We start from the raw sequence: 16,421 nt of genomic DNA, 5'->3' as shown, positions 1-16,421 counted from the left end.
CTCTCATCTCTCTGTACTCTCTTGCTCCTTCGGCTCCTCCACCGGTGTGCGGACGGTCATCTCGTGCAGCTGCTCGTCCTCGATCTTGAGGATGCGGGAGGGATACTTCCGCATCATCTCGTAATTGTGTGTGCTCATGATCACGGCTGTGCCACTCTCGGTGATCTTCCGGAATAGCTGGAAGATCTGGTCCCCGGTCTCAGGGTCAAGGTTTCCCGTCGGCTCATCGGCGAGGATGAGCTTGGGCTTATTGAGCAGGGCTCGAGCGATGACCATACGCTGCTGCTCACCGCCCGACAGCTCGTGGGGGAGCTTGTAGCCCTTGTGGTCCATCCCCACATTTGCCAGCACTTCATCGATCCGGTGGCTGATCTCTCGCTTGTCGGACCAGCCGGTGGCGCGGAGGACGAAGCTCAGGTTGTCCTCGATCGTGCGGTCGTGCATCAGCCGGAAGTCCTGGAAGATAATCCCCATCTCGCGCCTCAGGTAGGGGATCTGTCGCCTCTTGATCCGCCTTAGGTCAAACTTCCCGAAGTGTGCCTCTCCATCGCTTATGGGCACGTCAGCGTATATCGTCTTGAGCAGCGTAGACTTCCCCGATCCCACGCGTCCGATCAGATACACGAGGTCACTCGCATTGATCTGAAGGTCTGTGTGGCGTATGATGACATTCTCCGCTCGGCGGATGGTGACGTCGCGATACTCGAGTACAGAGTTTTCAGCCATAATCATTGATTGCTGTATAGTAAGAGTCCTACTAAGGATCTTAGGCAAAGGTAGCGATTTTCATTCTGTTGTGGGAACGGCTCGCGAGACTCTAAAGCAAAGGGACTGCATAGAGAGTTACCCTCTCTATGCAGTCCCTTTGCTTTACCAAACTTTTCTCTAACCTTAGCTCTCGCTTAGTCGATACTGATGGCTCTCTCGATGCTCGGCTTCTCCTCAGGCTTTACCTTGGGGATCACCACCTCGAGGATGCCGTCCTCCATCTTGGCTCGGATGCTGTCAGCGTCCGCATCCTCGGGGAGGGAGAAGCGCTGCATCGAGCTCTGGTGGTAAAACTCCCGACGGAGGTAGTGTACCGGCTTCTGGTCGGTCGTGGCCAACTGCTTGGAGTCTGTGGCCTTATCCTCATCGGTGTTGGCCGTCTTTTCCTCGCTCTTCTTGTCCAGCGAGATCACGAGGTTGCCGTCCTGGTCAAGCTTCACATCCACATCCGCCTTTGTGAAGCCGGGTGCCGATACCTGTAGCTTGTACGCATCCTCCTCCTCGATCACGTTGGTCGCGGGGCTGGAGGTTCCGCGCGTAGTGCTGTAGTCGGGACGGAGGAAATTATCGTTGAAAAAGAGATCGTTGAAGAGATCAAATCCTGTACGTGTCATAATCCTTATGCTTTGGTTGGTTTACTATCCTATTCAGTCTCAGGCTCAGAAGCCATCGACACTAAGTATAGGACAAGATCGATGCCGGATGCACCGATCTGACAGTTAGGATGTTATGCTGACAAAGCTGTCCGACCCCAATGTCCGACGCAGAGACAGGATGTCCCTTGGAGGCATCCGTTTTGTCACGGATGTGTCACTTATGTCGTCCCGTAGGTGTGGATGCTACCCTTGGCGGAGGGGAGGTAATTGACCCCATACCAGCACATCTGCAGGAAGAGAAAGCTTAGGATAAGCAGCCAGATCGAGGTCCTGAGGTCTGCCGGGTGAAACTTCCTGTGGTGGAGGAAGAGCAGGTACGCTGCGAGGGTTATCGCTGCCCAAGTCTCCTTTGGATCCCATCCCCAGTAGGTCCCCCACGCTGCTTTTGCCCAGATTGCGCCGAGGATAAGCCCGATCAGGAGAAATCCGATGCCGGTGTAGGCGAGATTGTCCATCACCCTGAGCAGCTCCGTATGGTCGCCGGACCTCTTATACGCAGCGTAGAGCCCGATAATCAGCGAGATGCCAAGCATCCCGTAGGCAAACATATAGGAGATCACATGGGGGACAAAGTAGGGGCTCGCAAGTGCCGCCATCATCGTCTTGGAGTGGATCTGAGGCTTGACGATATTGATGATGATGAAGACTGTCGCCAGTATGGTGCTGAAGGAGAGGATCCACCGATACCTCCATCGGCTGTAGACGAGGATACCAGCAATCAGGACGAAGAAGGAGTAGAGCAGTCTCGTCTCGCCCTGTGTCCGCATCGGCGGTCGCCCCAGGCTGACCCACATACCGGCAATGAAGTAGGTCATGACGAGGAGTGCTGCGGTGGAGAAGAGTAGAGCGAGAGGTCGACGCCTGGTCCAGCCCATACCGGCTCCGACGGCGGAGAGGAGTATCACTGTCACGCCGTACCATACGAAGTGGTCCCAGTGGGTCTGGGATAGTAGGTTGAGTATCTGATCCATCACTTATCCGTAGGCGGGCTAAATATGAGTAAGATCGCCCCGAGCAGGAGCATCACCAAGCCGATGTAAATGTGCGGCATATAAGGGTCTCTCACCAGCTCCAGTTGAGTCAAGTCGCTCCACCGCCCCTTCCGCTCGTCGTAGCTGAGCTGATAGATGTACCAGTCGCCGAGTCGTAGAGGACTATTGACAGAGATTGTTGCCTGACCGCTACTTCCCTCCCGGGTGTAGTAGACGACGTCGGAGTAGTACTGCTTCGGCTCGCACTCCGGCATCACGAGGGTCAGACTGTCCTCCAGTGAGAGAGCACGATAGGGGATGAGGTAGCTCCCATTGCTGACCCATCCCGAGACAAGTTCGTCTCCGTCTCGTGAGACTATGACGTGTGCCGCCGTCGTCGCACCATCGCTGCCCCACTCGACATAGCGCAGGGTGTCGCCACTCATAACCGGTGCGGCAAGAGGAAGTCGATCATCTACCGTCACGTGCCACTGACCGAGCAGACCACTCTGCGGGAGTGGCTGGTCAAGGAGCAACTCAAGGGGTGTGCCGCCCTTTCCCTTTACCAGCCCCTTTGTGCCGTCAAGGAGCATCAGCTTAGGCGGATACTCCTCCATCCGGAAGTCCTTAAGCTCGATCGCTATCGGTAGCTCCACCGGCTCCTGGCGCCCATCGATCAGTCCCCTCCACTCAGTGTCGCCCTCGGTAATGGTCATCCGGTAACGCTCTATGGCACTGGAGCTGAGGAGGGCAAAAGTGAGGAAGTAGGCGAGTCCCAGGTGATTGAGCACAAAGGCACCATCACGGACCGGTCGGCGGAAGTGCCACACGCGGCGCATCGTCACGCAGAGTAGGACAAGTAGCAGGTAGAGGTATGAGGTGATGAATGGATAGGAGTGTACCACTGAGGTGGCTCCCATATGATGAAGTACTCCACCCATCCCGATGGCCATCTCCGGTGGCACCTGCGTCGTCAGTCCTGCCACTAAGGTCACCCCCATAAAGAGGGTGATGCTGCAGATGGTGGCTGCAGGGCTAAAGAGGTATCGGATCGCCTCCGGCACCACTCTCCGCTCCCTGAGACCAGTGCAGATCCCCGCTGTCAATAACAGGATGATGACAGCTCCGATGACGGTCGAGTGGGGGATCATCCCTCCCGGTAGCGGACCGAGGATGCCCTGCCAGAGAAGTGCGATCAGAAGCAATCCGCCTGTGATGACCCAGCCCTCTCTGTAGCCCCACCTCCCGCTCCAGAGGCTCTTTCCCTTACTCATCGCAACGGCTTCCCTTTAGGGCAAGAGACGTCACCCGAGCTACCGGAGAAGGTCTCTTATCAGAGTAAATGATACCCATATTGTCTCATGGCAATAGGACTCACTGATTCATGGCGGTGTAAATATTGCCCTTAGCCTTGGCCTCTTCGATCCACTTCGGGACGATGGTTTTCTTGAAGTCCTCCTTCTTCTCTCGAAGCTTATTCATATCAAGACCAATGTACTTCTGTGCCTTCTCCTTCGTGCTGATGTCAGGCATTGGTACCTCGCCGGTGAAACCATTCTGCGCCAGTACCTGTGCCAGCTTCACCCGAGCCTGAAGAGCTCTCTCCAGTCCACCGCTCAGGATACGCATCACCTCCTGTGGGGCGTGGAATGACGCACCGTGGCTTGCCACCCCATAATCCCAGCGAAATTGGCTCTCCCTGATCAGCTTGAGCACCGGTGCCATCTGGCTCTCCGTCGCTCCCTTCTCCCAGGCAAAGGCTGCCTCTATATGTGCTCTAGAGAGCTCTTTCTCGAGGCTGTTCCGTACCTCGAGTGCTTTCTCTTGTCTGTCGTAGACGTTCCTTAGTAGCTCCTCCTTGCTCTCTCGGTGACAGGTCTGACATGTACGGTCGATGTGAGCAAGAGGACTCATGATATGGTGGTCGCTAAACTTTACTCCCCCCTCGCTGATGTAGGGCATATGGCAGTCTGCGCAGGAGACTCCTCTCTGAGCATGGATCCCGTGCTGTGCCAGCTCGTAGTCCGGGTGCTGAGCCTTGAGGATATGCGCCTTGCTCAGCGGATGGATGTAGTCGTAGTAGTCCTGCTCGTCGTAGTAAGCCTCCACGTCCTCAAAGGTCATCCCCTTGTCCCAGGGGAAGGTGAGGTAGTTACCGTCCTTCTTGAAGTAGTACTCGACGTGACACTGAGCACAGACGAGGGAGCGCATCTCTTGGTGAGAAGCCTTGGTGATGTCGATCCCGCGACGCTCCATAGCCTCTACGAGTGCAGGGCGGCTGATATGCAGCTCCATCGTCTCCGCATCGTGGCAGTCGGCGCAGCCGATAGGATTGACTATCTCGCTCCCCCAGTCGGACCAGCGTTTCTGATAAAACTCCTGCAACCCCACCTGCTGCATCATCCTCGGCACATCCGGACCCTTGCAGGTCCAGCATGTGGCTGGCTGGAGATCCTCCCCGTCCGGAAGTCCCGGGGTACCCGTTCGCAGGGTATTGGTGACGTCCTCGATAGCGTGCATATGCCCTCGTGGCGTGGAGTAGTCGCGGCTGAAGGCATATCCAGCCCACAGGACGACCATCTCCGGTCGCTCTGACAGCACATCCACCGCCTTGCTCCCATTGTGTCGGCTCTCAAAGGTCGTGTCTGCGGTCTCCCTCCAGGTGTCGTACTCTCGGGGATAATTGATACCGTAGACCTCGCTCTTTGCCTCGCCGGGCTCAATGTCGATCTTCTTATTGGCATAGATCGATCGGATCTCTGCGCGTCGCTCAGTTACTGAGGCAGCAAAGAGTCCCAGCAAGAAGACGATCACGAGGGCGGCTCCAAAGAGGAGCCAGCCTTGCCAGCTTTTTAGTCGTTTGGGTTTCTGCTCGTTCATAATGCGGATATATGAGATAGTGGGGTGGCTTATTAGTCGAGGTTACTCTTTTTCGCTCTCTTGATCCAGTCGGGGACGGGGCTCTTGGGGAAGGGGACGATGGCGTTGGGTGTATTGGAGAGGCTATTGACTCCGCCGTGAGGTACATCACGATGGCAGTCCCAGCAAGCCATCTCCGTCCCGTCGGTGATAGACGCACCGCGGAGCATCCCGGTCTTGACAAACTCTTGATTGAGCTGCGAATGGCAGCGAATACAATTCTCGTAGATCACTTTCTGACTCTCGGGGATTGCCTTCATACTCTGCGGCTCGCCCCTCATCGTGAAGACGTAGGAGTGCCGGAGCCCGTCCGTCGCCTTGAAGAAGTACTTCCTCACAAAGCTGTCGTGCGGGACGTGGCAGTCGTTGCAGGTGGTCTCTGTGCCGTGCGAGCTGTGCATCCAGGTGGCATAGTAGGGCTCCATGACGTGGCAATTGATGCAGGTCCCCGGATCGTCTCCTGCATAGCTCCAGACACGCGACATATAGACGAGGTAGGAGCCGATCCCGGCTACGACCCCGAGTAGTACAACGATCGCTACCCTGCTCTTGTAAGTAGGAAGCAAGGTGTCGATGAGGTGTCTCCAGCGGTCTCTGAGGCTCATAGTCTATGCTGTCGTGTATTGCTTTTCTTCACAAATCTACTAAAAATTTATATATGAAAAACGATTTCCGGCACAATGTCCCACCACACTATAAGTCAATGCAGTCCCTCAGTGGCACAATGACCACCAAGGAACTGCATTAACCAAAGGGAAGGGGGTTACTCTTCCTTGTCCTCGGGCATCGCCTCTTCCTCACTCTCGTCTGAGTCGGCGTCTGCCTTGTAGGCATCAAAGGCGGTGTGGAAGATCAGGTCCACGTCGTTACGGAAGGGATCCAGGGAGTAGAAGTCCGGCATCACGCAGCCTTGCAGGTACTCCGGGAAGGAGTCGTTGAGGAAGCGATGCTCGTTCTTTGTCTTCACCTCGTCGATCGGGTAGCGATAGATCGGGAGCCCATCGTAGAGGGTCAGCTTATTCAGCGCATTCTCCACGTGCGTCCTGAGGCGGTCACGGTCGTGGTGGAGGGCGGTGCGCGCCTCGGGATAGAGCTTGTAGAAGATATTGAGCAGGTCCTCAGCTCCGAGATTGACATCGCTCTCGTAGGAGATGGTCATCTGGAGGAGAGAGATGCCGGTGAAGGCGCCCTCGTCGATCAGCTTCTGGAGTAGATCTCTGCGGCGACGAGCGAAGCAGGAGTTGATCACAGCGTACTCGGAGGCATTGACCAGCTTGTGTTGCCAGGGGAAGGTCTCCCTGAGCTTCAGGATCTCCTCCACGGCACGATCGAGGTCACCTAGCAGGAGGTGGCGCTCCAGACCATTGTAGTAGAGGAAGACGTAGCCCCACTTGCCGCTCTTGTCCTTGCGGGTGAGCCAGTCGAGGTACTCATACCGCTGCTCCGGGGTGAGCTCGAGATAGGAGGGGGAGTACTTCAGTCTCCCGCCTTCGCCCTCGCTGATCGGCGCCTCAGTCCATATCGTACTCGGCTCAAGGAAGTAGGGCTGGCGCTGCTGCTCCTCAGTCCCTCCGATCTGCTTATTGCCCTCCTCATCGTAGCTGATCTCCGGCAGATCCTTGTCGTAGGAGACCCAGACGAGGGACTCTCTGATCGCCTGACGCATCGGCTCCGGCAGGTCGATATCCTCGGGGTGATCCTGTGCCAAGGTCCTCTCGGGGATCACGGTGTCCAGCTTACGGAAGTCGAGCGAGCGCCACTTGTCGCGCTCCTCGTCGTGGACCACCTCTGCTGTGCTCAGTACATACTCAGAGAGCTCGGTGGCGCGGGGTCTCTCCTCGATGCGGCTTCTCCGCTCGCCTCGGCGGTCTGCAGGGCGGCGACCACGGCGATTGCTGTCCCCTGATCGGCCTCTGCGGCGACTATCCTCACCGGTCTCGTTGTCGGGCTTGGGCTTCCGCTCATTGTCTGAGGGTCTGCGGCGCTGCTGATTTCTCCTCTCCTCGGGGTTATTGCTGCGGCGACGTGAGGGGCGCTGAGACCTCTCTCTCTCTACTTCGCTCCTCTGCGACTTAGGTTCGGGTGTGGCAGAGGGCTCGGGGCGTCTCTCTTCCCGGCGACGGTCATCGTCCTTGCTGTCGTTGTTGTCACTGCCGACGCCGAAGAGTCTCTTTAGGAAATTCATGCTGTTGATTCACTAAGTGGTTACTTATCTGCGATCACCCTGTCCCCTGTCCGGTTGTGAGTAGAAGACGGGAGGTCGCTCTGTGCTATGTTCGTAATGGTAAGTGGAGGTCGCTACCCCACACTATGTCACAAAGATAATAAAAATGACTACACGCGATTGACTACTTGGCATGGATCCTCCAAGTGAGCCCCATATCGAGGAGCATCTCCCGGTCCAGCACCGCCGCCTCGGGGTGAGTATTGGTGCCAAAGGCGTAGCCGATATTGCCGTGCAACCTGAGGCGGTTGTCTCCGTAGGGGAAGTACTCCACCCCGCAGCCCACCTGGCTGATCTCGGTCCCGTTGGTCACCACATAGTCGGCATCGAGGCCGCTCTTATTGGTATCGTAGCCGGCTCGTAGGATCAGCTTGAGGTAGTCAGAGGGGTAGTACTTCAGCCGAGCGGTGAGTGAGTAGTCGGAGAAGAAGAATGGCTTTTGTCCAAAGGTCGCTCTATTCCCAAGGTCAAGGTCCAGCTCGGTCTTAGAGCCGATGTTGAATCGATTGCCGAGGTAGAGGTAGTTGATGAACTTCCCAGGCTGGTACTCGATCACATTGGCTGACCAGAGCGGGTCGTACCATCCGTGGTCCCCTTCCCAGAAGAAGTTATAGGCATACATACTTGCCGGCGTCCCAGACTTCTGCTGCCACTCGCGACGGAATGGACTCTCGCAGAGTTGCGCTCCGAGTGTGTCCTTCTCCCCCGGGAGGGTGTAAAAACCGGTCACGCCCCAGGCGTAGCAGGGTATGTGGTAAAGGAAGACCGACAGCTGGAAGCAGTCTATCGGAGCCAGCTCCGGCTCCCAGCCCGCCACGTAGATCGTCCACTTGCCCGCCAGCAGGGACAAGCGGTCGGTCAGCTTGTAGGAGAGGTAGAGCCAGTCTGTGGCGTCGAAGAAGGAGTAGTCGCTATTGACGCCATTGAGCCGCACACGAGCCTTGTACTCCAGCTTTGGCGCCAGCTCGCCCCACATGATGTAATTGAAGATGTCGCCCCTAAATCCTGTCCGCCCTTCATTCAGAGTGCCGGCGACGTAGTCCAGGTGGTAGCTTCCCCGCGCCTCTAGATCAATGTGGATCGGGTCTAGCCTGCGTCCCTCCGCCTTTGAGGGCAGGGCTAGACAGAGTAGGGTGAGGAGCGCAAGGAGTGGTCGCAGTACAGTCTTATCCATCGGGATTTACTCCGGCTTGATGCGGTGACTATTGGGGATGGTCACCGTGTTCTCAGCCTCAGCCTCCTCCTCCAGCTGCTTGAGGTGCGGCTTCTCCCTCCAGATCCCATAGACGTCGCTCACCGGATCGGCGGTGACGAAGGTATTCTCCGTCGTGGTGCTGAGGTACTGCCGCAACTTCGTGAAGTCCTTCTGATCCAGCTCCGTCTCCAGCTGATACTTCTTCTTCCCCGTATAGCCACCATAGACCTCGTGGATCGTGACGCCACGATTGATCGTATGGAGGATGTAGTCCTTGGTCTTCGTCGGGTCATCGACGACGATCATCACGCGGATCTTTGTGCTCATCTTGCTCATGAAGTAGTCGATGATCAGTCCATTGATCCAGGTGACTAAGATGCCCATAAGCACGTTGCCGAGAGAGCTGGTGAGGAGTGCGGTGAAGCAGGAGAGTATCCCCACGATCGCCACCGACGTGCCGATCGCCATATGGGTATACTTTGTGATGATCTTCCCCACGATGTCTAGTCCCCCGGTCGAGGCATTGACGGAGAAGAGGATCGCCTGAGCGATGCCGATGATGAGGACAAACCACAGTGCATCCGACCAGAGATCGGAGTACATCGTCCCGGCTATCTCTGTGGCAAAGAGAGATCTCTCTAACGGTGCCACGTCAGCCAGGAAGTCGACAAAGGGACCGAGGATGATCGATGTGTAGACCGTCTTGGCGCCAAACTCTGGCCCCAGTATGATGAAGGCGACAATAAGGAGCAGGACATTGATGATCAGGATGAAGTTGCCTGTCGTGATGCCCGGCATAAGACGATTAAAGACGATCGCCACTCCTGTCGCAGATCCGGTGATGATCCCACTCGGGTAAAGGAAAAAGTGGATGGCCACGGCGCACATAAATACCGCTGCAGTCATAATGAATAGCTCGGACCAAAACTTAGTCGTCTTGAGTGTCCGGACCGTTGCGTCAAGCGCACGCTTCCACTTGTCGGTCCTCTCCCCCGAAGGTGGTACGGTGTTACTCATCTTTGTTGCTGAATAAAGGGTCTCTTTGGATTAGATAAGGTCTTTTCTCAAAAGAACTGCGCAAATGTACCTATTTCCTCTCGTAATTATCGCTATCTCTTGGACTCTCAGCCGGGTGTGTCGGAGTGCGAATTTCCGACTTTAGTTCCGGATGAAGTGGTCCTATCCCGCTCTTTCTTCTGCTGGTTGGACGTTTGTCTGGTTTTTCTCACGCAACGCGAAAATCATTCGTGATGCAACGAAAAGTGCATAGAGACCTGATATAAAAAGAAGGACTGTCCATACTGCTTGTGTGGACAGTCCCTCGCTCAGAGATGTTTGGGGAGGACTTACTCTCCCTTGATAGTATTGATGCCGAGGAGCTTGAAGAGGTTGACGATCACGATCGGGACAAACATCAGCCCAAGGACTATCAGGAAGTGCTTCGGATCGGGCATCTCGAGGTGGAAGATGTCGTTGACGCCCGGGATGAAGACCACCGCAGCCATCATCAGCGTGGAGACGAGTAACGCCCAGAAGAGCGGCATATTCTTGAAGGGTGAGGTGTGCCAGCTCGGTAATGTGCTGGAGTGGAGGTTGCGGATGTTGAGCATCTGAGCCATACAGATGACGATGAAGGCCATCGTCTGTCCTAGCTCGACTCCGCCATCACTCTTTCCGATCAGGTAGCCGACAAGGGCCAGTAGTCCGATGATCAGTCCCTGGTAGCATATTCGCCAGATGAAGCCGTGGGTGAAGAAGCCCTTCTCGCTGTCGATCGGGGGACGCTTCATGATCCCCTCCGCCGGGGGGTCGAGACTGATGGCGAGAGCGGGCAGGCTGTCAGTGACGAGATTGACCCAGAGGAGATGGATCGGGAGTAGCGGGTTGCCGAGGTTGAAGACAGTGGCGATGAGGATCAGCATCACCTCGCCGATATTGGAGGTGAGGAGGAACTGGACCGACTTGACGATGTTGTCGTAGATGCGACGTCCCTCGCGGACTGAATTGACGATCGTAGCGAAGTTGTCGTCCGTCAGCACCACGTCGGCTGCATCTTTGGAGACCTCCGTGCCGGTGATACCCATGGCGATACCTATGTCGGCTCGCTTCAGTGCCGGGGCATCATTGACCCCGTCTCCGGTCATGGCGACCACCTTGCCGTGCTTTTGCCACGCCTTGACGATGCGTACCTTATGTTCCGGTGCCACACGGGCGTAGACGGCACAGTGGGGGACGAGGTCGTAGAGCTCGTCGTCGCTCATCTTCTCCAGCTCGGTGCCGTTAGTTACCCGGTCGCCCTCCTCGAGGATCCCGATCTGTCGGGCGATGGCAGAGGCGGTCACCTGGTGATCACCGGTGATCATCACAGGCTTAATGCCGGCTGTGCGGCACTCGGCTACGGCGGGGATTACCTCCGGGCGAGCCGGGTCGATCATCCCCACGAGACCGACGAAGGTCAGGTCTCGCTCCACTGCCTCGGAGCTCTCCTCTGCAGGTAGTGAGTCAATGTCGGCATAGGCGACGGCAAGTACCCGGAGCGCCTCCTCCGCCATGTGGACATTGGCTGAGCGGATCTTCTCCGCCACTTCATCGGTCAGCGGGACACGCTCACCTGCGCGGAGGTAGTGGCTGCAGCGGGAGAGCACCTCGTCGGTACCGCCCTTGACATTGGTGCGGAGCTCCTTTCCCTCCATGGCATTGATGGTGGACATCATCTTTCGCTCGGAGTCAAAGGGGACCTCGGCACGGCGCGGGTGCTTCGCCTCGAGGTCGTTTTTGCTCATCCCATCCCGACGATTGGCGAGGTCGAGGAAGGCGATCTCCGTCGGGTCACCGCTGTAGGGGCTCTCCGCATCGGGGTCATCAGACTGGTGCGCCTCGTTGGCGAGTGATCCCACCTCGAGGAGCTTACTCAAGCTCTCCTCGGTTGTCTCCGGCAACTCCGCTGCCTCGTCTATGGCGATCATCTCGTCACCGGGTAGCCAGGCGTGGGTGATGGTCATCTTATTCTGCGTCAGGGTGCCGGTCTTATCGGAGCAGATGATGGAGGTACTACCGAGTGTCTCGACAGAGGGCAGGGTGCGGACGATGGCATTGTGCTTCACGAGTCGCTGCACGCCCATAGCGAGGACGAGCGTTGCTACCACCTGTAGTCCCTCTGGGATGGCGGCCACGCCGAGGGAGACTGCCATGAGGAGCATATCGAGGATGTGCTGACCATAGAGGACGCCGAGGATAAAGATCAGTACGCAGATGCCGAGGGCGAGGAAGCCGAGGACCTTGCCGAGCTGATTGAGCCGTTTCTGGAGTGGCATCTCTTGCTGCTCAGTCTCGGAGAGCATCTCGGCGATGTGTCCCACCTCGGTCTCCATACCGGTCGCCACAGCGATACCCTTACCGCGGCCATAGGTGACGAGTCCGGTGGAGAAGGCGATATTGGAGCGATCACCGATGGGCAAGTCAGGGTCAGCCTGCAGTGGGTCGGCACTCTTGTCGCTGGAGACCGACTCCCCGGTGAGAGCCGCCTCCTGGATCTTGAGGTTGACGCAGTCGGTCAGCCGTATGTCAGCGGGCACGATGTCGCCCACGTCGAGCACCACCACGTCTCCCGGGACGATCTCCTCAGAGCTTATCTCAGTGATGTTACCCCCGCGGATCACCTTGCTGTGGGGGGCACTCATGCGATTGAGCGAGTCGAGGGAGACCATCGCCTTATGCTCCTGGATCGTGCCGATGACCGCATTGACGATCAGTATGGCGAGGATGATGAAGCTGTCGGTGAAGTTATTCGTCTTGTCGACAATAGCGATCACGGCCGTGACGATGGCGGCGAGGATCAGGACGAGCACGAGGGTGTCCTTAAATTGGCTCAGGAATATCTTCCAGAGCGGGGTCCGCTTCTTCTCCCTCAGCTTATTGTGTCCGTACTTCTCCAGTCTCCGCCGCACCTCCTCCGGGGAGAGTCCCTGCTCTGTCGAGGTGTCGAGATCCTTCGCCACCTCGTCTTCGGTCATACCGTAGTATATCTTTTCGCTCATAGTATCCTAAGTGATGGATGAATGCTCAGCAAAGGTACCCAAACCCCTCAGTTTACACTATTTTTAGTATAAAAAAAGAGGAGCCCCATCCGATCGGATGAGGCTCCTCACAGGTATCGCTAGTCAGCGCCTTGCCACGGGGAAGAGGCAGATCTCCTGACTATAGCTGCCGTAGGGCAGGCGCCACCGCTCCGGAGGGATGGATCCCCAGGAGTCGACGCCCCCGAGACAGAGATGCTCTGCATCGATATGGAGGAAGACCCTATCCTTACTCGGGATCAGCTGCTCGGAGTGGTGCTGTGCCTTCTCGGGGAAGTCCTCCAGCTGCGTGGTGCTGTAGGGCAGGGCGGAGGCGTAGAAGTCCTTGCCCGACACGAAGCCCAGCCCCTCGCCCCGTTCATTGATGACAGACCAGTAGCGCAGGTCGCTGTGGAGACCGCTCTCCTGAGGTCTGTCGTAGGAGAAGTAGGCGTCGCTGACAGCGAGGTCGTACCAGCCGATGAAAGCATTAGCCTTACGGTCGGGGTAGGTCTCGATCGGACCTCTGCCGTAGTAGTGGATCTGGCTGTAGGCGACAGGCATCTCCATCTGCAGACCGAAGCGGAAGAGCTCCGGCATATCCTTGTCGCTACTGCGGGGATCGAGCTTCTGAGAGACGTAGACCTTTCCGTCTACATCGATCGTGTACTCCATCGTCAGGTCGCACTGTACGCCCGGCAGGTCGTACTTCGTCACCACATGGCCGCGACCGCTCAGCACCTCAGCGCTGATCGAGGAAAGCTTCATCTCCGGATCTCTCCACGCCTGCCACTTCCGCTGGAGACCGGCACCCTCGTCATTGTCCGTGGGGGCGCGGTAAAAGGATGGCTTCAGGGCAGACCCCTCTGCTAGATACTCACTGTCTCCCATACTGTAGCCGGTGAGGAAGCCGCTCTTCTTATCAAAGGTGACGACGCAGTCGTGATTGACCAAGAAGTAGATCGTCTGATCCGAGCTGTCCTCCATAGTCACATAGCCATACTGACCGAGTGAGAGCATCCGCTCGGTATGCTCTGCAAGCGTGAGCTGATTGCGCGCCACGAGGTGGTCAGCGGGGATGAGTGGCTGATCCACCAGAGTGCGGTACTCGACATTGAGGAAGACATCCTTACCGGTGGCATCGATGGACGGGAGCTCGATCTCCAGTCGCTCTGTCTCACCGGGCCTGACGGCAGGGCAGGCCATAGAGCGGGACTGCACTTCCTGCCCGTCTACAGTGATGGCGTAATTGAGGGACAGGTAGTCAAGCGGACGGAAGTCATTGTCATTCTTGATCAGGAGTGTGACACGCCCGAGAGAGAGTCCTCCCTCCATTGTGGTGAGGACCGGCTGGTAGGCGTACTTTGCCTCCACCGCATTGGGCTTAGGCATGCGGGTGCAGTCGAAGAGTCCGTTGTCGCAGAAGTTGTTGTCGCTCGGGTCGTAGTCGTTCCAGTCGCCACCATAGCCTCTGACGGTGGTGCCATCCGGCTTCTGCATATACTGCGATTGGTCAACAAAGTCCCAGATAAAGCCGCCCTGCAGGACCGGATAGGTATGGAAGAGATCCATATAGTAGGTCATGCACCCTTGGCTATTCCCCATAGCGTGAGCGTACTCCACGAGGATGTAGGGCTTGGTAGGATGGCTCTGTGCATACTCCACGAGCTCACTCGGACGACGGTACATATTCCCATAGATATCGGTATTGGAACCATCAATGGCACGCTCGAGTATGATCGGGCGACTGGTGTCGAGCTTCTTGATTGCCGATCGGGCGGCGGTGAAGTTTTGCCCATCTCCGGCCTCATTGGCCATCGACCACATGATGATCGAGGGGTGGATGCCTCTCGAGGCGACGTGACGGACGTTCCGCTCCACATGCGGGACCACCCACTCCGGCTGCTTGGCGAGAGACTCCGCTCCATAGCCCATGCCATGGGACTCAAGGTTAGCCTCGGCACAGACATAGAGTCCATACACATCGCAGAGCTTGTAGAAGTAGGGATCATTGGGGTAGTGGCAGGTGCGGATGGCATTCATATTGAATTGCTTTGCCAGCTTCACGTCCTCCAGCATACGCTCGCGCGACACAATGCATCCGGTATTGGGGTCGGTGTCGTGGCGGTTAGCACCCTTGATGAGGACCGGCTTGCCATTGACCTTGAGCAGAGAGTCCTCGATCCTGATGTTGCGGAAGCCGATGTCAAAGCGGGACACCTCGGAGAGCTCTCCGTTGACGAAGCTCTTGATCTCGAGCTTGTAGAGGTTGGGGGTCTCGGCGGTCCAGGCTGCGACACCGGGGATGATGGCCCGGATCGTATTGACGCTGAAGCCCGGCAACGAGCGCTCCCAGACCCTCTGTCCGAGGGCGTCGGTGAGGGAAAGCTCGTATCTGGGAGAGCCTACAGACTTGAGCCGGAGAGCCAGCAGTCCGTCCTTGTAGTCATTGATCAGGTCCTGCGTGATCGTAATATCTGCCAAGTGGGACTTGGGACGGGCGTACAGGTAGACGTCGCGGTGAAATCCCGTGTGGCGAAACATATCCTGATCCTCGAGGTAGGTGCCATCGCACCAGCGGAAGACGCGGAAGGCAATAGTATTTGTCTTTCCCGGCTTGATGAATGGGGTGACGTCAAACTCCGCCTCCAGTCTCCCATCCTCCGTATAGCCCACGAAGTCGCCATTCACCCATACATAAGCACAGGAACTGACCGCCCCGATGTAGAGTGTGATGTCCTCGCCACTCCAGTCAGCCGGCACGACGATCTCACGGCGGTAGGAGCCGACGATATTGTCCTTGTAGGGCACCGGCTCCTTGGCTAGAGGTTGATTCTTGAAGTGTCCGCGCCAGGGATAGCCGACATTGAGGTACATCGGGTCGCAGACACCATTTTTCTCCCACAGTCCCGGGATGGGCATCGTCCGCCAGTCTCTGTCATCAAAGCCCGGCTTCATGAAGTCGGTGGGGTACCCCTTGACATCCCTTGTGGCGACAAACTTCCACTCGCCCTCGAGCGACAGGGTGCGACTGGAGCGTAGCGGGTCGTCCACCCTCGCCTCCTGCTCCGAGGCGTAGGGAAAGAAGCGTGCCCTCATCGGTAGGCGATTGATCTCATTGACAGCCGGATCCTGCCACTCCATAAAGGTCTGTGCACCTGCTCCGATGCTGAGGAGAGCACTTATGGCGACACCTAATATCTTTGACTTCATAAGGTTGAATGCTAAGGTGGTACTCAATTCTGTCCCTACAGACCTTTTTTCCAAGGTCCTCGGATAGCAAATATAGCTCTATTAACTGACATTTTTGAGTAATAACAGCCCTGAGGATGGACTTAATTCGGCTAAGTGGGTGGGCTATGTGGGAGAGAAAAAAAGGAGAGAGCCGACACTAAATGTCAGCTCTCTCCTTGCCTGTGGCTCGCTCGGGGCTCGAACCCGAGACCCCAACATTAAAAGTGTTGTGCTCTACCAACTGAGCTAGCGAACCAGTGGATGAAAACATCCGTAGACGTCGCAAAGGTAGCAAAAAATTGCCCACGTGCCAAGATTCTATCCTTGCCCCCTTGCCCCTTTTTCGGCTAATTCGCATTTTGATGTGCTGGGAGGGGGAGGAAAAAGAGATTACCTTTG

General features: G+C 56.8%; 11 protein-coding genes and 1 tRNA gene. All 12 read right to left on the bottom strand.

Annotation, left to right across the window (positions count from 1 at the left end; translation table 11 throughout):
* Window positions 1-3: 3 nt before the first annotated feature.
* The 12 genes from QZR17_RS05930 to QZR17_RS05875 all read right to left on the bottom strand — a co-directional run bounded on the left by QZR17_RS05930 (window position 4) and on the right by QZR17_RS05875 (window position 16,278).
* Window positions 4-726, bottom strand: a complete 723-nt coding sequence (locus QZR17_RS05930) for an ATP-binding cassette domain-containing protein (protein ID WP_297128871.1) — start codon at window positions 724-726, stop codon at window positions 4-6.
* Between the two features lie 176 nt (window positions 727-902).
* The gene (locus QZR17_RS05925; RefSeq protein ID WP_297128869.1) at window positions 903-1,382 is read right to left on the bottom strand and encodes an Hsp20/alpha crystallin family protein; all 480 of its coding nucleotides are present in this window, start codon (window positions 1,380-1,382) and stop codon (window positions 903-905) included.
* A 200-nt stretch (window positions 1,383-1,582) separates the two neighbouring features.
* Window positions 1,583-2,395 carry a cytochrome c biogenesis protein CcsA gene (ccsA, locus tag QZR17_RS05920; protein WP_297128866.1) on the bottom strand — a complete coding sequence of 271 codons (813 nt, stop codon included), beginning with the start codon at window positions 2,393-2,395 and terminating at the stop codon, window positions 1,583-1,585.
* Window positions 2,395-3,669: a cytochrome c biogenesis protein ResB gene (locus QZR17_RS05915; protein WP_297128862.1), complete on the bottom strand. Its 1,275-nt coding sequence runs from the start codon at window positions 3,667-3,669 to the stop codon at window positions 2,395-2,397. The genes ccsA and QZR17_RS05915 overlap by 1 nt, the downstream gene beginning before the upstream one ends.
* Window positions 3,670-3,769: 100 nt before the next feature.
* Window positions 3,770-5,275 carry an ammonia-forming cytochrome c nitrite reductase gene (gene nrfA / locus QZR17_RS05910; protein ID WP_297128860.1) on the bottom strand — a complete coding sequence of 502 codons (1,506 nt, stop codon included), beginning with the start codon at window positions 5,273-5,275 and terminating at the stop codon, window positions 3,770-3,772.
* A 32-nt stretch (window positions 5,276-5,307) separates the two neighbouring features.
* A complete protein-coding gene (nrfH, locus tag QZR17_RS05905) occupies window positions 5,308-5,919 on the bottom strand; it encodes a cytochrome c nitrite reductase small subunit (protein ID WP_297128857.1) in 612 nt (203 codons plus the stop codon).
* A gap of 158 nt (window positions 5,920-6,077) precedes the next feature.
* A complete protein-coding gene (locus QZR17_RS05900) occupies window positions 6,078-7,499 on the bottom strand; it encodes a TerB N-terminal domain-containing protein (protein ID WP_297128855.1) in 1,422 nt (473 codons plus the stop codon).
* 163 nt (window positions 7,500-7,662) lie between these two features.
* Window positions 7,663-8,712: a porin gene (locus QZR17_RS05895; protein WP_297128852.1), complete on the bottom strand. Its 1,050-nt coding sequence runs from the start codon at window positions 8,710-8,712 to the stop codon at window positions 7,663-7,665.
* A 6-nt stretch (window positions 8,713-8,718) separates the two neighbouring features.
* Window positions 8,719-9,750 carry a YitT family protein gene (locus QZR17_RS05890; RefSeq protein WP_296163944.1) on the bottom strand — a complete coding sequence of 344 codons (1,032 nt, stop codon included), beginning with the start codon at window positions 9,748-9,750 and terminating at the stop codon, window positions 8,719-8,721.
* A gap of 329 nt (window positions 9,751-10,079) precedes the next feature.
* Window positions 10,080-12,770, bottom strand: a complete 2,691-nt coding sequence (locus QZR17_RS05885) for a calcium-translocating P-type ATPase, PMCA-type (protein WP_297128849.1) — start codon at window positions 12,768-12,770, stop codon at window positions 10,080-10,082.
* Window positions 12,771-12,893: 123 nt separating this feature from the next.
* Complete coding sequence (locus QZR17_RS05880) at window positions 12,894-16,001, bottom strand: glycoside hydrolase family 2 TIM barrel-domain containing protein (RefSeq protein WP_297128846.1); 3,108 nt, start codon at window positions 15,999-16,001, stop codon at window positions 12,894-12,896.
* A gap of 204 nt (window positions 16,002-16,205) precedes the next feature.
* A tRNA-Lys gene (locus tag QZR17_RS05875) sits at window positions 16,206-16,278 on the bottom strand.
* Window positions 16,279-16,421: the final 143 nt, after the last annotated feature.

The organism is uncultured Porphyromonas sp. (genome assembly GCF_900541275.1).
Taxonomy (GTDB): domain Bacteria; phylum Bacteroidota; class Bacteroidia; order Bacteroidales; family Porphyromonadaceae; genus Porphyromonas_A.
This window is presented reverse-complemented; position numbering and strand designations above follow the sequence as displayed.